This window comes from Myxococcus sp. SDU36, from assembly GCF_030168875.1.
GTDB classification, from domain to species: Bacteria; Myxococcota; Myxococcia; order Myxococcales; family Myxococcaceae; genus Myxococcus; species Myxococcus vastator.
Genome location: NZ_CP077414.1, coordinates 2264532 through 2281866 on the forward strand (window position 1 = coordinate 2264532; position 17335 = coordinate 2281866).

The 17335-nt window shown below is 69.8% G+C and carries 13 protein-coding genes; 8 read left to right on the plus strand and 5 right to left on the minus strand.

The annotated features are described in order from the left end of the window. Positions 1 to 5: 5 nt before the first annotated feature. Entirely contained in the window at positions 6 to 1004 is a 999-nt protein-coding gene (locus KGD87_RS08860) for a radical SAM protein (protein WP_284667028.1), read from the minus strand. Positions 1005 to 1434: 430 nt separating this feature from the next. Next, positions 1435 to 2016, minus strand: coding sequence for a tRNA-uridine aminocarboxypropyltransferase (locus KGD87_RS08865; RefSeq protein ID WP_284667029.1), 582 nt, complete (start codon positions 2014 to 2016; stop codon positions 1435 to 1437). Positions 2017 to 2120: 104 nt separating this feature from the next. Between KGD87_RS08865 and lspA the strand changes: the two genes are divergently transcribed. The 4 genes from lspA to KGD87_RS08885 all read left to right on the plus strand — a co-directional run bounded on the left by lspA (position 2121) and on the right by KGD87_RS08885 (position 7752). Next, complete coding sequence (gene lspA / locus KGD87_RS08870; RefSeq protein WP_284667030.1) at positions 2121 to 2630, plus strand: signal peptidase II; 510 nt, start codon at positions 2121 to 2123, stop codon at positions 2628 to 2630. A 185-nt stretch (positions 2631 to 2815) separates the two neighbouring features. Continuing rightward, positions 2816 to 3649: an MBL fold metallo-hydrolase gene (locus KGD87_RS08875; protein ID WP_284667031.1), complete on the plus strand. Its 834-nt coding sequence runs from the start codon at positions 2816 to 2818 to the stop codon at positions 3647 to 3649. Positions 3650 to 3662: 13 nt separating this feature from the next. Beyond that, entirely contained in the window at positions 3663 to 5252 is a 1590-nt protein-coding gene (locus KGD87_RS08880) for a sigma-54-dependent Fis family transcriptional regulator (RefSeq protein ID WP_284667032.1), read from the plus strand. A 133-nt stretch (positions 5253 to 5385) separates the two neighbouring features. After that, positions 5386 to 7752, plus strand: coding sequence for a hypothetical protein (locus KGD87_RS08885; RefSeq protein ID WP_284667033.1), 2367 nt, complete (start codon positions 5386 to 5388; stop codon positions 7750 to 7752). A 162-nt stretch (positions 7753 to 7914) separates the two neighbouring features. On the opposite strand, the gene KGD87_RS08890 is transcribed toward KGD87_RS08885, so the two are convergent. From KGD87_RS08890 to KGD87_RS08900, 3 genes are all read right to left on the minus strand, one after another. Then, the gene (locus KGD87_RS08890) at positions 7915 to 10158 is read right to left on the minus strand and encodes a serine/threonine-protein kinase (RefSeq protein WP_284667034.1); all 2244 of its coding nucleotides are present in this window, start codon (positions 10156 to 10158) and stop codon (positions 7915 to 7917) included. Then, the gene (locus KGD87_RS08895; RefSeq protein WP_284667035.1) at positions 10155 to 11819 is read right to left on the minus strand and encodes an adenylate/guanylate cyclase domain-containing protein; all 1665 of its coding nucleotides are present in this window, start codon (positions 11817 to 11819) and stop codon (positions 10155 to 10157) included. The genes KGD87_RS08890 and KGD87_RS08895 overlap by 4 nt, the downstream gene beginning before the upstream one ends. Positions 11820 to 11899: 80 nt before the next feature. Further along, positions 11900 to 12811 (minus strand): type II toxin-antitoxin system TacA family antitoxin, encoded by a 912-nt coding sequence (locus KGD87_RS08900; RefSeq protein ID WP_284667036.1) that lies wholly within the window; start codon positions 12809 to 12811, stop codon positions 11900 to 11902. 70 nt (positions 12812 to 12881) lie between these two features. On the opposite strand from KGD87_RS08900, the gene truD reads away from it, so the two are divergent. The 4 genes from truD to KGD87_RS08920 all read left to right on the plus strand — a co-directional run bounded on the left by truD (position 12882) and on the right by KGD87_RS08920 (position 17162). Further along, the gene (gene truD, locus KGD87_RS08905) at positions 12882 to 14525 is read left to right on the plus strand and encodes a tRNA pseudouridine(13) synthase TruD (protein WP_284667037.1); all 1644 of its coding nucleotides are present in this window, start codon (positions 12882 to 12884) and stop codon (positions 14523 to 14525) included. A 111-nt stretch (positions 14526 to 14636) separates the two neighbouring features. Further along, complete coding sequence (locus KGD87_RS08910; protein WP_284668604.1) at positions 14637 to 15206, plus strand: RNA polymerase sigma factor; 570 nt, start codon at positions 14637 to 14639, stop codon at positions 15204 to 15206. After that, the gene (locus KGD87_RS08915; protein ID WP_284667038.1) at positions 15203 to 15706 is read left to right on the plus strand and encodes a hypothetical protein; all 504 of its coding nucleotides are present in this window, start codon (positions 15203 to 15205) and stop codon (positions 15704 to 15706) included. The genes KGD87_RS08910 and KGD87_RS08915 overlap by 4 nt, the downstream gene beginning before the upstream one ends. Positions 15707 to 15713: 7 nt before the next feature. Next, entirely contained in the window at positions 15714 to 17162 is a 1449-nt protein-coding gene (locus KGD87_RS08920; protein ID WP_284667039.1) for a DUF8173 domain-containing protein, read from the plus strand. Positions 17163 to 17335: the final 173 nt, after the last annotated feature.

The following is a 17335-nucleotide window of genomic DNA, read 5'->3' on the forward strand; positions in this document are numbered from 1 at the left end:
ACATCCTATGCGACCAGGGGCTCGCGGCCTTGCATGGGAATGACCTCGATGCGGTCCCCCACCCACTTCCGGAGGTGTGCGTCCAGGTCGTAGTTCTCTTGCCTCCAACCGTCCTGGACGGTGCCCGTCACCAGGGAGCTGAAGAAGAGCTTCTTGCCGGTGACGATCTCCTCGGTACCCATGATGCCGTCTGGCCAGATGAGGAAGTAGTAGCGGCTGTAGTTGACGGTGCGGTCCGACAGGCGAATCTGCATGTCCGGGTAGCGCTCCCGAAGCCGCTCCACGGCCGCGGTGACATGCGACGTCTCCTCGGGCATCAGCTCGCCGTAGATGTGATAGGCGCGACCGGCGGAGAGCGTCCAGGAGATGGCCCAGTCGCGGATGCCCCGCTCGTAGATGAACTGGGCCAGCTCCTCGACATGCTGGCTGTTGTGGCGGTTGAGACAGGTCAGGATTCGCGGCGCCACGCCATGGTCCACGCACAGGCTCATGGCCCGGAGCGTCTCCTGGTAGGTATTGCCCTTGGCGCCGCGGCTGGGGCGAATCTCGTTGTTGACCCGCTCGTCCATGGAATCAAGGCTGATCTCCACGCGCGTGCAGCGAGACACCGTCTTCATCATCTGCTGCGTCAGGAAGGTGCCGTTGGTGCCGAGGATGGTGGCGACACCATGGTCCGTGAGCTTGTCGATGACGTTCAGGGTGTCTCGGCGCATCAAAGGCTCACCGCCGGAGAGAATCTGTCTCATGATTCCCGCGCGGATGATCTCGTCGGCCACCTTGAGCTGCTGGGGCGTGGAGAGCCGCTTCGACGGCAGGTCCTCGACGTTCCCGTAGCAGTGGATACATTTGAGGTTGCACGGCGCGGTGACCAGCCATCCACAACCGATGGGACTTCGCGGCACAGGCACGCAGCCCTCGAACACCTTCGCCGAGAACTCATCGCGGAGGTTGTCGTAGATGATGGTGCCCCAGCTCTCCTGGCGCTCTCTGATGCGTGCGGTCATGGCGTGGAATGAAGTACGGCTTCGCAGCCAGCAATGGGCCGCAGAGCCTTGGTTGACGAATCTGAGCCGCCTGATTGAAAGACACACCGCGCCCAGGAGGGCGCCCATGCCGGCGTCGGCACGGATACAGCCACATCCACCCAGCAGCGCCCCCGAAGCTCCCGGGGACCCTCCCCCTCATCACTTCTTGAAAATAGAAGCGCCAGCCTACGCTGACGTCACAGAGACGTTACGTGAAATTTACTTTGTCCGCAAGTGCAAGTTTTCCTGATTTTTCACGAGGTACTCGGAGGCATCTCATCTGCGGCAGCATTCCCTTTAACCCGCGCCTCTGACATCGCGGTGACGAACGCCACCGCGAGTCCCCGGCAACACAATCACAGACATCCTGAGCCGCCCCATCCCCGCGCAAGCGCGGACACCGGGTGACTCAATACAAGGTCCCACACTCGGCGATCCGCTGGACCCGGAGCGCGGCCAGCCGCGCCAGGGGCAGGGCCACCTCGGGCCCTTCCAACGCCGCCACCGCGCGCGCCACGGCATCCAGGGTGGACATCCCGGAGGGGTGCGAGGGCTCGCGGAGCCGGAGCAGTCCAGGCTCCGGAGGCGGCAGCGCCAGGCGAGGAAGCGTCCGCAGCAGGGGGACCCGCTGGGTCATCCGCCGGGCCTGGGACCAGCTCGCATCCAGCACCACCAGCTGCCGCGGCAAGGGCGCATCAGGAGGCGCGGCGGGCCCATCCGGATAGAGCAGCCAGGTCCCGGGCTCGGAGAGCAGCTCCAGCTCCGAGTTCCCCGTGGGTGAGCCGTGGATGATGCGCTTCGAGTTCACCAGCGCCAGCGCGGCCACGCCGCCGGTGTTGCTCTTCTTCGCGATCTCCATCACGTGTTGCAGGAGGAGGATTCGCGTCCGTGTGTGGACCTGGGGAATCTCGTCACACAGACACAGGTGCAGCGACAGGTTGCAGCGGGAACACCGCGGGCGGCTGGCGAGACGGGATGACACTGCCCCCATCTTGGTGCTGCCCCCGAAGGAACAGAAGCACTCGTTTCCCAGGCAGGCGGACTGAGACTCCGGGTGGTTGTCGGGCCCCGGCAATTGTAGGAGGCTGCGCCGCAATGACTCCGGACCGTCGAAAATACCTGGTCGTGGGCGGGCTGGCCACGCTGCTCCTCATCCTCGACCAGTGGACGAAGGTCCTGGTCCGCGAGCACGTGAAGCCCCTGGGCGCCTTCGGCATGAGCGTCTTCGGCGACGTCCTCCGCTTCCAGTACGTGGAGAACACCGGCATCACCTTCGGCATGTTCCGGTCACTGCCCTATGCCCAGCTCATCCTCAGCGCGGTGGCCCTCCCCGTCTTCGTGCTGGTCATCCACATGGTCCGCCAGACGCCCGCGGACCACTACCGGCTGCACGTCGCGCTCGGCCTCGTCGGCGGCGGTATCGGCAACCTGATTGACCGCGTCCGCCTGGGCAGCGTGACGGACTTCGTCGTCGCGGACCTCGGGTTCTGGCCGCTCAACCCCTGGTATGCCTTCAACGTCGCGGACGCCGCGCTCGTCGTCGGCGCCATCTTGATGGCCTTCGACTCCCGCCGTCCGCAGCCGGCCCCCGCCGCCACCGCGTAGACGCGGGCCCTGAGCACCAGTTTGGATCGCCCGCACCAGCCAGGCGCGCTCCATTCTGGAGCACCGGCAGGCACGCCCGTGGCTCGCGCTCCTGATTCCAGTCACTTGGAAATGGCACACCCCGTGCTCTGAGGCTCCAGGCATGAGGGCGCCCCAGGCGGAGGCGCCATTCCAGGAGGCTCACGATGGAAGTCCGGTTTCATGGCGTTCGGGGGAGCATCGCGGTGTCGGGCTCGCGCATTGGCGGCAACACGTCCTGCGTGGAAATCACCAGCCAGGGCCACCGGCTCATCCTGGACGCGGGCACGGGCCTCCGCGCGCTGGGCGAAGTCATGATGCGCGAGGGCGCGCCCCAGAAGGCCACGCTCTTCTTCTCCCACCTGCATTGGGACCACGTGCAGGGCTTCCCCTTCTTCACGCCGGCCTACCTGCCCACGTCCGAGCTGACGCTCTACGGCCCGGGCGCGAATGGGGCCCAGGCGCTCCAGTCCGAGCTGGCCGCGCAGATGCAGCCGCCCCACTTCCCGGTGCCGCTCTCCACCATGCGCTCGCGGATGGACTTCCGCTCCGCGCTGCACGCCCGGCCCGTGGAGGTGGGCCCCTTCCGCGTCACGCCCATCGACGTGCCGCACCCGCAGGGATGTCTGGCCTACCGCGTGGAGGCGGATGGACACGCGTTCGTCTATGCCACCGACGTGGAGGTGCGCGTGGAGGACCTGGACCCGGAGGTGGGCCGCCTCTTCGAGGGCGCGGATGTCCTGTGCCTGGACGCGCAGTACACGCCGGACGAATACGAGGGCCGCAAGGGCATGTCGAAGAAGGGCTGGGGCCACTCGACGATGATGGACGCGGCGGGCGTGGCCGGGCTGGTGGGCGCGCGCAGGCTGTGCCTCTTCCACCACGACCCGGCGCACGGTGACGACGTGCTCGAGGACATGGCGGAGCAGGCGCGCACGCTCTTCCCCGTCTGCGAGCCCGCGCGCGAGGGCCAGCGGCTGGTGCTGGGCCGCGCGGCCTGAGAGGGGCGGCCCCATGCCCTCCGGATGTTATGGTGTGGCCTCCGCCTTCGTCCTTCCGCCGTTGCCCGCCATGCCCCAAGCCCCCTCGGACGTCTCCCAGGTCCTCCTCCCCTTCGGGGGGCTCGTTGGCAGGGAGGTGGACCTCGACGCGTTCCTCCAGACGCTGATGGACCGCATCGCCATCACCCTGCAGGCGGACCGCGGCACCCTCTGGCTGCTGGACCCGGCCCGCCGCGAGCTGTTCAGCCGCGCCGCGCACCTGCCCGAGGTGTCCCAGATTCGCGTCAAGCTGGGCCAGGGCGTCGCCGGCACCGTCGCCGAGGCGGGCCACGCCATCAACGTGCCGGACCCGCGCGGCGAGCAGCGCTTCTTCGCGGACATCGACCGGATGACGGGCTACCGCACCACCAGCCTGCTCGCGGTGCCGCTGCGCGACGGGGACGGCACCCTCTACGGCGTGCTCCAGGTCCTCAACCGCCGCGGCGCGGACCGCTTCACCGATGAGGACACGCAGCGGCTCACCGCCATCGCCTCGCAGGTGGGCACCGCCCTCCAGAGCACCAGCCTCTATCAGGAGCTCCAGCGCGCGAAGGACCAGCCCCAGGTGCCGGTGGGCTACTTCTTCAACCGCATCATCGGCGAGTCCCCGCAGCTCCAGGCCATCTACCGCCTGGTGCGCAAGGCCGCGCCCACCGACGCGACGGTGCTGCTGCGCGGCGAGAGCGGCAGCGGCAAGGAGCTGTTCGCCCGCGCCGTCCATGTGAATGGCCCCCGCAGGGACCAGCCCTTCATCAAGGTGGACTGCGCGGCGCTGCCCGCCGCGCTCATCGAAAACGAGCTCTTCGGCCACGAGCGCGGCGCCTTCACCGGCGCGGATCACCGCGTGCCCGGCAAGTTCGAGGCGGCCAGCGGCGGCACGGTGTTCATCGACGAGCTTGGCGAGCTGCCCCTGCCCGTGCAGGGCAAGCTGCTGAGGGTCCTCCAGGACCGTGAGTTCGAGCGCGTGGGCGGCACCCAGGCCGTGAAGGTGGACGTGCGCATCGTCGCCGCCACCCACCGGGACCTGGCCCACATGGTGACCGAGGGCCGCTTCCGCGAGGACCTCTACTACCGCATCAAGGTCGTCGAAGTGGTGCTGCCGCCGCTGCGGGAGCGCGGCGCGGAGGACATCGAGCGGCTCGCCCGCCACTTCGTCGCCGCCGTCGCCCGGAGGCACCGGCTGACGCCGCCCCGCCTCAGCGCCGCCGCGTTGGAGCGGCTCAAGCGCTACCGCTGGCCCGGCAACGTGCGGGAGCTGGAGAACTGCATCGAGAGCGCCGTGGTGCTCTGCGAAGGGGAGATTCTCGAAGAGCACCTGCCCCTGCCCAACGTCGACCGGGCCGCCCTGGCGCCTCCAGCCGCCGCCCACGGTGTCAACGCGCCGGAGGCCCCCGCGCCCGTGGATGCGGGCCTGCTGTCGCTGGCGGAGGTCGAACGCCGCCACATCCTGCGCGTGCTGGACGCCGTGAAGGGCAACCGCACCGCCGCGGCACGCGTGCTGGAGATTGGCCGCAACACGCTCGCACGCAAGCTCAAGGAGTACGGCCTGGGCGACGAGCCCTGACCCCTCCCTCCAGGGCAGGTATCCGCTGACCACCGGTCTTTTCGAGTATCCGCCTTGTTCCGAGCTGATCAACGGCGTACGACGAAGAGACCTCCAGCCACCGTGCAGGAGGCTTCAGCCCAGGGGGATGCGCATGAAAGTGGTCAACAAGCTGATGGAGAAGCTTCCCGACGTCGTGGCGGACAAGGTGCCCGACGTGAAGCTGCAGGACCAGGACATCAAGGTGTTGCTGGCCCAGGGGACCTTCACGGAAGAGAAAATCCTTCCGCCCAAGCTGGCCATGCACGGCCTCACCCTCTCCTTCGAAACCACCGGCGAAGCGTCCATCCGCAACTTCAACTCGCCCGGTGACGTGGACGAAAACGGCATCATCGGCGAGCCGGGCCCGGAGAGCGCCGAGTCAGGGCCCCGGCCCCAACTGCTGCTGGGCAGCGACGTGGGCTGGATGCGCTACCAGGTGTCCGCGCGCGTGAAGGCCGCCGCGAGCGCCAGCCTGTCCTTCCTCGCCTCCGAGAACCAGACGGAGCTGTCCGTCACGCTCAGCGACTACCGCGCGCACCCGCTGGGGCAGAACATGCGCGAGGCGGTGCGCGCCGACCTGTCCGAGCTGCGGCTGATGCAGGCCACCGACCTGGCCAAGCTTGGCACGGGGGACGCGGTGGCGTGGCAGGTTCGCGGCGCGATCCACACGCGGCTGGAGCTCAACTGGGCGGACGTCTTCCCCGCCAACCTCAACCGCCTGGGCTTCCTGCGCGGCAACGAGCTGCTCGCGTTGAAGACCAGCGCCAAGGCCGGCCTCTCCGCCCGGGTGTCCCTCACCGACGACTACCAGCTCAGCTTCTCCCGTCCCCGCGCCGGCCGCATCCAGGTCGCCGTGCGCAAGGTGAAGTCCCACGAACAGGCGCTCTCCGCCGGCCTGGGCATCACCGTGGAGCTGCTGGACCCGGCGGCGGTGAAGTCCCAGCTGGGCCAGGTGCTGGAGGCGCTGCTGGGGCCCGTCCTCCGCGAGCTCGCCAAGAAGGGCGCCACCGCGGTGGAGATCATGGACGGCCTGGTGGACAAGGCCAGCAAGGCGAAGCTGGACGACACCCAGAAGAAGGTGCTGGGACAGGTGCTGGAGCGGCTGGGCATGGACCCGCAGCTGGCCGACCCGGCCAACCTCCCGCAGGCCTGGGCCGACTTCAAGGCCCGCGTCTCCGAGGCGCTGGAGAACGCCGTCCGCACGCAGGTCGCCGAGGGCTTCGAGTACGAATACCTGCGCCTGGCGGAGACCTCCACGCTGATGGAGGTCGTCGTGGAGGACGTCACCGCGATGCGCTTCCACGAGTCCCTGCTCAAGGGCAACCTGGTGGAGCTGCTGAAGTGGATGAAGAGCCTCCCCGCCCAGCAGACCGAGTTCGAGCTGCGCAACTACCTCCACGCCACCACGCTCACGCGCCAGCAGGCGTACGGCTTCTCCCTGGGGATTGGCTCGTTCGAGCTGCTCAAGGCGAAGAACGTCAGCAAGCAGTCCTGGGTGACGCAGGAGAACTTCCAGGGCGCCCGGCGCATGGCGTTCCTCGGCCGCCGGGGCTACGAGGACAAGCTGCTGGGCACCCGCGGCCAGTGGCTGGTGGACCTGAAGGCGGACATGACGCGCTTCTCCCCCACCCCCGTCGCCTCCGACTTCGGCTACGGCCTGCACCTGATGCTGTGGGGACGGCAGAAGAAGCTGTCGCGCAAGGACCTGCAGCAGGCGGTGGATGACGCCGTCGTCTGGGGCGTGCTGGACACGAAGGACGCGGCCAGCGTCATCAGCGGCATGCAGGAGGACGTGGGCAAGCACCCCATCGAAACGCGGCTCGAGCTGAAGATGGCGGATGACTCGTTGCGCGCCCTGGTGCCCCGCATCCAGACGCTCGAGCTGTCGCGCTTCTCACGCGCCCTGGCCCGCGCGCTGCCCTGGAGCGAGCAGCTCCCCCGCGCCTCCCCTGAGTTCCGGCGCGCCGTCTACGCCCCCATCTGGGAGGCCTACCTCCGCGAGGTGCAGGAGCAAGGCAGCCTCATGCTGAGTGACTTGTCGCCCAGCCGCGCGGCGCAGATCGCCAGGTGGTACTTCCAGAAGGACCCCACGGTGCGCGAGCTGGGCAAGGACCTGCAGCTCATCGAGAGCGAGTGGCGTCCGGGCGGCGGCAACTTCAGCTTCGCGGAGGTCATCTCGAAGAACCCCAACACGCTCATGCGGTGCCGGAACTTCGTGAGCGGCATGGTGCGCCTGCGCCGCGCCATTGACGAGCGCAAGGCCCCGGACGAGCTGCGCACCGTGTTCGGCGAGCTGGAGGGCATGTGGACCACCGGCTTCCACCTGCGCGCCGCGGGCTCGCTGCTCGCGGACCTGGCGCAGTCCACGCCGCTGGGCCTCGCGGGCCTGGAGCGGACCCTCACGGTGCGGGTGGCGGACAGCGAGGAGCAGCTCGTGTTCTCCACCACGCGCGGCACCGGCAACACCGGGGCCGACTGAGCGCGTCTCACAGCGCCCGTGACAGGACGACGGGCGCCAGCGCCATAGCTCCATCCCGTCCCCCTGAAGGCTCGGCATGGACGCCCGCGTGGCGGAACATGCCAAGCGCAAGGTGGGGATGGAGCGGCGTCCGCGCAAGCCTCCGCCTGCCCGCGCGGGCTGCTATTCGGGGCTGGCGGCGACGCGGCGGACGGGCCGGGGCATCAGGTGCCCCCGGACCTTCAGGTCATCGAACGAGCAGGACAGGTTGCGGCAGCCCAGGGCCACCTTGCCCACGCGATCCTCCAGGCCCACCAGCAGCTTGCGGGCGAAGCGCTCATTGTTGAGGAACGCCTCCACCAGCACGCCCGAGCTGTTCCGGCGCAGCTGCAGCCGCACCAGGTAGGGGCCGTGGGCCGGCAGCGGCATCTCGTCCTCGACGAGCGCCTCCGTGTCCTGCGCGCTGTTCCCCACCACCTCGCGCCCGTTCGGCATGAAGTAGCGCCACGACAGCCGCATGCCCACGTCCGGAATGGCGAACGCGGAGACCTGCAAGTCCTTGATGCGGAACGCCAGCTCGCCGTAGTGCTGCGCATCCGCGTCCTGCGCGTACTCCTGTCCCAGCGCCGCCACGTCCATCAGCACCTCGGCCGTGAAATCGTTGGACGAGAAGTAGCGCTGCGCGATGTACGCGCGCGGAACCAGCCGCCGGCCATTGGTCTCCTTGCCCGCCTGCAAGGCCTGGAGCTCCCCATCCACCAGCCGCCATTGGCCGCTGTGGACGTTGAGCTCCTCGTTGCCCTCGTTGAAGCCCAGCTCCAGGCGCGCGGTGCCCCCGGCCTTGGCGGGCGCCGCGAAGGAGAGCGTGGAGAAGACCTCGCCGTAGGTGTTCGGCGGCAGCACCTGGTTGCCGGGCCTCACCCGGCCCCCCTGCGTGCCGAGGATGACGCGCTGGTCGTCGCCCAGGTGGAGGCTCACCGGCCCCACGAACCACCGGACCGCGAAGCCCAGCAGCGCCAGTCCGCCCACCACCGACAGGCCACCGCGCACGCGCCGCCAGCCCGAACGGAGCTGCCGCGACAGCGCCGTCTGCCGCGCCGGCCGGACCGACCGCGCGGCCGCGGGCACCAGGCCCCCGTCCAGCTCGCTCTGGGGAATGCCCGGCGCGGAGCTGGTGGCCGTCATCGCCTCCAGCGCGGCGCACAGCTCACCGGCCTTCTCGTAGCGCGCGGCCGGGTCCTGCTCCAGCAGGCGGTCCACCACCGGGTCCACGCGCGGGTCCATCCCGGGCACCCTCGCGGAGGGCAGCTTGAAGCGGCCCAGCGGCAGCTCTCCGGTGAGCACCTCGTAGAGGATGACGCCCAGCGAGAAGAGGTCCGCGCGCCCGTCCACGTTCTTCGCGTCGCGGCGCTGCTCGGGCGCCATGTAGTTCAGCGTGCCCATGGCCACCGACGTCGCGGTGAGCTGCAGGCGTGAGTCCGGCGCGCGGATGCCCGCGAGCCCGAAGTCCGCCACCTTCACGTGCCCGCGCCCGTCCAGCAGGATGTTCTCCGGCTTCAGGTCGCGGTGGATGATGCCCTTGTCGTGCGCGCACTCGATGGCGCGCGCCACCGCCAGGAGGAGCTTGATGCCCTTCTCCGGCGTGAGCCCGGCCGACATCGCCTCGCGCAGCGAGCGGCCCTCCACGTACTCCATGACGAAGTAGTAGTGCTCGCCCGCCACGCCCCGGTCGATGATCTGGATGATGTGCGGGTGGTTGAGCGCCGCCAGCGCCGTGGCTTCCTTCTCGAAGCGCGTGACGAACTCCGGGTCCTTCGCCAGCCGCGGCGGCAGCAGCTTCACCGCCACCGTGCGCCCCAGCGACTGCTGCCGCGCCAGCCACACCTCACCCATGCCGCCGCGCCCGAGCAGCTCCAGCAGCTCGAACCCCGGCAGCTCCACCTTGCCGCCCCCCACGAAGGTGCTGTCCTCGTGCCCGTTCAGGTCCGAGCGCGCGCCGCCCGAGCCCGTCTTCGCGGACGAGCGCACCAGCGTCGGGTCCACCGGCGCGTCCGAACTCCCATTGCTCGACGGCATGGCCACCCCGCTGCTCTCCGGCGCCGCCACGCCCGGCGGTCCATTCACACCGCCGTGGGGCCCGGAGCGCACGGGCTCCGAAACGCGCGAGAGCGAAATTTCGATGCCCGGCTCCGGCTCCGCGTGGGGCACCACCGTCACCGCGCCGGACGTCTCAGGGGACGGCGGACGCCGCTCTAGGATGCCGCTGCCGGTGGGCACCATCGTGTTGCGCGCCACCTCGGCGGCCACGTCACCCCGGCGGGCCTCGAACCGGATGCCGCAGCGGCACTGGACACGCTGGCCGCTCACGTAGACGCGGATGTCGTGGGGATGGCCGCAGTTGGGGCAGGCCTGCGTCGTCGGGCTCATGCGCGGCGTGAGGAGGAGGCAGCGGTGGTGTATTCCAGCCCGTGGACGCGGTAGGTTGGCACGGCCTTCTCCTTGCCCTTCACCTGGAGGGCCGGCAGCCCCTCCACGTCGAAGCCGGCGCCCGCCTTGCGCACCGTGGACTCGGAGGCCAGCACCTCACCGCTCTTCGCCATGCCACACAGGCGCGAGGCCGTGTTCACCGTGTCGCCAATGGCGGTGAACTCATGGCGTTCGGCGCTGCCCATGTAGCCGACAACGGCCTGCCCGGTGTTCACCCCGACGCCGACCTCGATGGGCTGCTTGCCCGCGTCCACGCGGCGGCGGTTCAGCTCCTGCACGGCGTCCTGCATCTCCAGGGCGGCCCGCAGCGCGCGGGCGGCGTCATCCGGGTGCGACAACGGCGGCCCCCAGACGGCCATGACACAGTCCCCAATGAACTTGTCCAGGTTCCCCTCGTGGCGGAACACCACCCCGGCCATGGCGGTGAAGAAGGCGTTGAGCATGTCCACCACCTCTTGCGGAGAGTCGTTCTCCGAAATGGTGGTGAACCCGCGGATGTCGGCGAACAGGCAGCTCACCTCCGCCAGCCGGCTCTGCGCCAGGTCTTCCGTCTCACCGGCGATCACCGCGTCGGCGACGGCCTTGGACAGGAACCGGCTGAGCTCCGCGCGCGTCACGGCCTCGGCGCGAATCTGCTCGGCCAGCGCCGCGTTCTCCAGCGCGATGCTCGCCTGCGAGGCGATGCCGGAGAGGATGGTCAGGTCCTTCTCCGAGAAGGCGTTGATCTGCTGCCGGCTGTCCAGGAAGAGCACCGCTTGAATCTTCCCGTTCACCTTCAGCGGCACCGCCATGGCGGACCGGATGCCCTGCGCGACGATGCTCTCCGCCGCGGAGAAGCGCTCGTCGATGATGGCGTCCGCCGTCAGCACCGCCTTGCCCGTCTCCACCACGCGCTTGAGCACGGTGTCGGACAGCATGACGTTGACGGCCTTGTCGGAGCGGTGGTGCACCGCTGACGGAATGAACTCGCCGTCCGCGGCCACCTTCAGGATGACGCCGTGGTCCGCGGCCAGCAGCTGGAAGGCCACCTTGAGGATCTGCTCGAAGAGCCCCGTCTGGCTGCCCTGCAGGCTCACCTGGCGGTGGAACTCATGGGCGATGCGCAGCTTCTCGTAGTCGCGGCGCAGCGCCTCCACGTCCGTCACCTGCTCGGCGGGCCGGAAGTTCTGCGGCACCTGGTCCATCTGCGCCAGGAAGGCCGGTATGGAGATGGACTGCGCCACCACCGTCACGCCCGGCGCGGTGGGCGCGTTGGGCTGCGCCGCCGGCTCGCCGCTGTGGAAGATGAGCCGCGAGGCGCCCAGGGAGATTTCGTCCCCGTCGCGCAGCTTGAGCTCCTTCACCCGGCGGCCATTCACGAAGGTGCCGTTGGACGAGCCCAGGTCCTTGAGGAGGAAGTCCTTGCCCACGCGCTCGATGACCGCGTGCTCCTTGGAGACCTCCCGGTCCACCAGCCGCAGCGTGTTGGACGGATGCCGGCCCAGGGACGTCGCCGGCCCCAGGGGAAACTCCCCGAGCGTGCCATCCGCGAAGCGCCCTGTCAGACGGGGGCCGCGAAGCTGCCCGGGTTTGGGAGCGAAGGGGACGGGGGACTGGCTCACGCGAAAATCCTCACCGGCCTGGACACTACCAGAGGCCATCGTCACCGGGGAACGCTCGGAAGTCACCACTGCACGCCTGGTCAGCGGCCAGCCGTCGGCTTCCGGTCCGACCCACCCATCCGGATGGCCAGGCCCACCGACGGCATCACCGTCACCCCGCCCAGGTCCCGCTTCATCCCGAAGAGCTGGGGCCTGCTCCGGAAGTAGCCCCCCGTCACCTCGGCGAAGAGGTGGACGTACCGGTAGCCCACGGCGATGCCCAGCGTGGAGCCCACGAAGTGGCTGCCCACCGTGGTGGGGAGCGTCGCGTCGAAGCCCGTCACCGGCTTCCCCTGCTCGGCGTAGTCCACCAGCCGCGCGTTCAGCCGGGTGCGGCTGTAGATGTACTTGGGCGCCGCGTAGAGCTTGAAGACGTCCCCCCAGTCCGCGCTCAGGTACAGGGGCACCTCCACGTCGTAGCGGCTGAAGTCGCCCATCTCCACCACCTCCAGCACGTCCAGGACCGGGCTGCTGAAGAAGTGCCGGGACACCCCCACCCCCAGCGACATGTCGTAGGAGCGCTGCCCCAGCTCCAGGTAGCGGCCCACGTCATCCCCGCCATGCGCCAGCTGGAACTTCAGGTCCCCGCGCAGGGAGATGCCGCTGTAGCGCAGGCCCACGTCCAGCCGGTCCACCACGCCCACCCGGACCATCAGCTCCGGATTGGCGCCCGGCGGGGCCACCATCAGCGCCACGCCCGCCGTCAGAAGCTCCTGCTGGGCCTCCTCGCTCAGCGAGTAGGGGCGGTCATTCTCTATCGCGTCCCGGGCCGCCTCGCCCTCGCGTTTGCCGGCGTCCACCACCCGGACCAGCGTGCCGACCGGGAGGAAGAACCCCGCCCCGCCCGTCACCTGGACCTGCCCCGGCGCCAGCGTCCGGGCGGTCTGCTGCGTGGAGAGCGTGGAGGCACACCCTGGGGCCAGGGCCAGGAGCAGCAGGGGAAGGATTCGCATGAGAAGTCACGTTATCCCCTTTCTGGCGCAGATGCTTCATTCCGGGGCGCCGCGCTGGTAAGGGGGCGCCGTGCGAATCAAACAAAAGCCCGAGGACTTCTCCGTCAAGGAGTCATACCGTTTCGACGAAGTCGACTCGGGACGTCACCGCGTCTACCTGATGGACAAGCAGAAGCTGTCCACCTTCGACGCGGTGACGCGGCTGCGGGATGCGTTCGGGCTCAAGCCCGGCGCCATCAGCTACTGCGGCCTCAAGGACAAGCAGGGCCGGACCGAGCAGATCATCGCGGTGGACGGCTCCGACGTGGACATGCAGGAGCCTGACCTGCGGCTGAAGTACCTGGGCCGCACGGACAAGCCGCTGTCCGCCGCCAACATCACCTCCAACCGCTTCTCCGTCACGGTGCGCTCGCTCCAGCCCGCGTCGCTGGGGCCCCTCAACGTGGCCACCGCCGAGGTCAACCGCCTGGGCGTCATCAACTACTTCGACAGCCAGCGCTTCGGCTCGCTGAAGCACGGCCAGGGCTTCATCGCCAAGGACCTCATCCGGGGCGACTTCGAGGCCGCGCTGCACAACTACATGGCCAAGCCGTCCGAGCTGGACCGGACGGAGGATGCCAAGATCAAGGCCTTCTGGCGGGAGAACTGGGGCCGCTGGGACGCGCGCGTCCCGTATGAGGGCACGCGCAAGTACCACCGCGTCCTCAAGTCCCTGCGCGACCAGCCGGGGGACTACCTGCGCGCCTTCATGCAGATCGACGCGGACTACCGCGCGATGCTCATCTTCACCTACCAGAGCTTCCTCTGGAACGAGGGCGTGCGGCGCTACCTCCAGCTCCTGCTGCCGCGCGAGCACCTCTTCCCCATGCGCTACCAGGCCGGCACGCTGCTGTTCCACCGCGACGCCAGCCCGGAGGTGCTCCGCACGCTGCGCGACGCCACCTTCCCCCTGCTCGCGCCGAACTCGACGTTCAGCGACCCGAAGGTGGAGGAGGCCGTGCGCTGGGTGCTGGGCCGCGAGAAGCTCCAGCTTTCGGACCTGCAGGTCCCCGGCGCCGAGCGCAGGCTCTACTTCAAGCACGAGGAGCGGCCCCTGCTGTCGTTCCCGCACAAGCTCGTCGTGGGCCGCACGCAGGTGGACGAGCTCAGCCGCGACGACATCAAGGTCAACATCGCCTTCACCCTGCCGCCTGGCGCCTACGCCACCCTGGTCGTCAAGCGGCTGTTCCACTTCGAGTACGCCGAGGACAGCGCGGAGACCATCCGCGCCTCGCAGCGGCCGAGGCTGGTGGAGGCCGAAGCCGCCGCCGCGCACGAGCCCTCCAGCCGCCGGGGGCCGCCCCGCCGTGAGACGGACGGCGCCCGCGCCGGAAGCCGTGGCGCGCCGGGAACGGACACCCGCCGCCGCGCGTCCGGAGACCGCGACACGCGCGCGCCCGCCGGAAACCGCGAGGCCCGGGGCGCTGCTGGCGCGCCCGGCCGCCGCCGCGCCGGTCCCCGGGAACCTGAGCTCCTGGAGCCCACCTCGGGCCGCGCCCGCACCCTGGCCGCCAAGGCCCCCGAGGCCAGTCCCGCGGCCCCGGAGGCGCCCGCCACGCCCGTGGGCTTCCGTGAGCGGCAGCGCCAGCGCAAGGACGCCCGTGAGACAGCCCGCGCGGAGACCGCGGCCCAGCGCACCCAGAAGTCCAAGCCCTCGAAATCACGGAAGAAATAGAGATGTCCCGCCCGGATGCAATGGGCGGGCGGGCGCGCCGTAGGACAAGGCGTGAACGCTCTTGCCCTCGACGACGCTCCCGGGACGCTCGCCCATGCCATCGGGATGCTGATGGCTGAGGAAGCCCCGCCGCTTCCCTGGAAAGCGGACGTGCAGGCCGCCCGACGAGGTGACCCGTCCGCTTTCGAGGCCCTGGTTCGCAGCGTGCAGCGCCCCGTCTACGGCCTGGCGCTGCGGCTGCTCCAGCGCGAGGCCGAGGCCGCGGAGGTGGCGCAGGAAGCGCTGCTTCGCGCCTATCAGAACCTCCACCGCTACGACGACGCGCGCCCGTTCGACTTGTGGGTGCTCGCCATCACCCGCAACCTCTGCCTGGACCTGCTCCGCCGCCGCACCAAGGTGCGCACCGAGGAGCTGGAGCCCATGAAGGAGCTGCTCCCCAGCGGCGAGGCGTCGCTGGAGGAAGGCGCCATCGCCCGCGAGGAGCGGCAGTCGCTGGAGGAGGCCATGGCCACCCTGTCCGTCGACGACCGGGAGGTGCTCGCCCTCTATTACGTCCAGAAGCGCACGACGAAGGAGATCGCCCAGATCATGGGCTGTGCGCCTGGAACCATCATGGCCCGGCTCTTCCGGGCGCGTGAGAAGCTGCGCAAGAAGATGACCACCGAGGAGGCGCCGCGATGAATCCCCACCTGTGTCCGGACCTCGAAGTCCTCTTCACGGAGCTGGAGGCCGGTGAAGGGCCCGCGCTGGACCACGCCGCCGAGTGCGCCGCCTGCGCCGCAGTCCTGGAAGAGCACCGGTTGATGGAGCAGGACCTGTACCGGCTGGCGGACCCCCTCCCCCCGCCCACCCTGGTGGCCAGCGTCATGGCGCGCGTGTCCGCCGAACCCGTGCCCCGGCGCCATGAGCTCTGGTCCGGGCTGGCCATCCTCCTGACGTCGATGCTGGGCGGGCTGGGCTACCTGGTGATGAGCGACCAGGCGCTCGGCCGGCTGGGAACCGGGTTGGCCTCCGTGCTGGTGCAGGGGCGGCCCTTCGTCGAGGGCGTCCTCAGCGGCGCCAACGCGTTGTGGACCACCGCGGGCCTGACGGTGGCCTGCTCCCTCGCCTTCCTCCTGCTGACGTCGCTGTACGGCCTCAAGCGGCTCGTCGGCACCGGTCCCTCTCCTTCCGAAGCGTGAGCGAACCATGAAGATCCTCTCTCGAATCCTCTTCCCCGCTCTGCTGCTCGGCGCCCCCCTGGCGCTTGCCCAGGACACGGCGCCCCAGGCCGCCGTGACGGCTCCCGCCAAGAGCACCGTCGACATCAGCTTCCGCGGCACCCTGCGCGACGCCCTGAAGACCATCGCCGACAAGGGCGGCCTCAACCTGGTCGTCACCGGCGACCTGGACGTGCCCGCCGAGGTCCACCTGCGCGGCGTCACGGCGAACCAGGCCCTGCGCACCGTGGCCCGCGCCTACTCGCTGCGGCTGGACCAGGACGGCACCATCTTCACGCTGCGGCCCATGACGGCGCAGGAGAGGCACGCCGCCGAATCCGGTGAGGCCAACGCTCACGTCGCGCCCGCCGCGCCGGAGGCTCCGCCCGCGCCCAGCGCTCCGCCGGTGATGGCGGCGCCGCCCATCCCTCCGATTCCCGACCTCCCGAGCGAGTTCGCCGAGGAGACGCGGGAGGAAATGAAGCGCGCCCGGGACGAGATGAAGCGGGCCCGCGACGAGGTGCGGCGCACCATGCGTCGCAACGGCAGCCGCAACGTGGTGGCGCGCGGACAGAGCCTGGAGGTGAAGGAAGGCCAGGCGGTGGAGAGCGCCGTGGTGTACGGCGGCAACCTGGTGGTCAACGGCCACGTCAAGGATGACGCGGTCGCCTTCGGCGGCAACCTGGAGGTCCACGGCCGCGTGGACGGGGACGCCCACGCCTTCGGCGGCAACGTCATCCTGGGGCCGGACGCCCGCGTGGAAGGCGACGTGTCTGCCTTTGGCGGCTCCGTGGAGCGCGACGACGACGCCCAGGTAGAAGGCAGCATCGAGTCCTTCGGCGGCGCGGGCATTGGCCGCATGGTGGCCAGCGAAATCAAGAAGGGCGTGAAGGAAGCCAAGGACCCTTCCGAAGACCGGAGGGACCGCGACGATGACGGCGCGGGCCTGGCGGGCTTCATCCTCACCTTCGCGGTGCTCTTCGGGCTCGGCTTCCTGGGACAGATGTTCTTCCCCGCGCGCATGAAGCAGCTGGGTGAGGAGGTGCGCCGCAAGCCGGTGCAGACGGGGCTCACCGGCTTCGTGGGACTGCTGGCGATGCTTCCCCTCACGGTGGTGCTGTGCATCACCATCATCGGCATCCCGGTGGCGCTGGTGCTGTGGATGGCTGCCCCCGTGGCGGCGGCGCTCGGCTACGCGGCGGTGGCGAGCGAGCTGGGCACGCGGCTGCCCATCCTCCGCGGCCGGAAGACGCAGGCGGTGGTGCTGGCCCTGGGGCTGCTGGTGCTGATGGTGGTGAGCGCGCTCCCCATCCTCGGCCCCATCTTCACCACGCTGGTCGGGCTGATGGCCCTGGGCGCGGTGGTCCGCACCCGCTTCGGGCACCGGCCGCAGGGCATGCCCGAGCCCATCATCCCCTCGACCGGGCAGCCTGTCTGACAAGGATTGCCGGGTGCTTTGCCCGGCGCGTCACGCACCGACGCGAGCCTTCACGGGGACTGTCCCGGGCGCCCACGGCCCGGGACGGTCCCCGCTCGTTTTACGGTGTGCGCCTTAGCCAGACTCGGGCGCGCCATCACCGCGACTGTCAGCCAGGCGTGTTGGGCACCGCG

Coding starts and splice junctions, on each gene's coding strand:
- KGD87_RS08860 (WP_284667028.1), bottom strand. CDS start 1,004: ATGACCGCACGCATCAGAGAGCGCCAGGAGAGCTGGGGCACCATCATC.
- KGD87_RS08865 (WP_284667029.1), bottom strand. CDS start 2,016: ATGGGGGCAGTGTCATCCCGTCTCGCCAGCCGCCCGCGGTGTTCCCGC.
- lspA (WP_284667030.1), top strand. CDS start 2,121: ATGACTCCGGACCGTCGAAAATACCTGGTCGTGGGCGGGCTGGCCACG.
- KGD87_RS08875 (WP_284667031.1), top strand. CDS start 2,816: ATGGAAGTCCGGTTTCATGGCGTTCGGGGGAGCATCGCGGTGTCGGGC.
- KGD87_RS08880 (WP_284667032.1), top strand. CDS start 3,663: ATGCCCTCCGGATGTTATGGTGTGGCCTCCGCCTTCGTCCTTCCGCCG.
- KGD87_RS08885 (WP_284667033.1), top strand. CDS start 5,386: ATGAAAGTGGTCAACAAGCTGATGGAGAAGCTTCCCGACGTCGTGGCG.
- KGD87_RS08890 (WP_284667034.1), bottom strand. CDS start 10,158: ATGAGCCCGACGACGCAGGCCTGCCCCAACTGCGGCCATCCCCACGAC.
- KGD87_RS08900 (WP_284667036.1), bottom strand. CDS start 12,811: ATGCGAATCCTTCCCCTGCTGCTCCTGGCCCTGGCCCCAGGGTGTGCC.
- KGD87_RS08910 (WP_284668604.1), top strand. CDS start 14,637: ATGGCTGAGGAAGCCCCGCCGCTTCCCTGGAAAGCGGACGTGCAGGCC.
- KGD87_RS08915 (WP_284667038.1), top strand. CDS start 15,203: ATGAATCCCCACCTGTGTCCGGACCTCGAAGTCCTCTTCACGGAGCTG.
- KGD87_RS08920 (WP_284667039.1), top strand. CDS start 15,714: ATGAAGATCCTCTCTCGAATCCTCTTCCCCGCTCTGCTGCTCGGCGCC.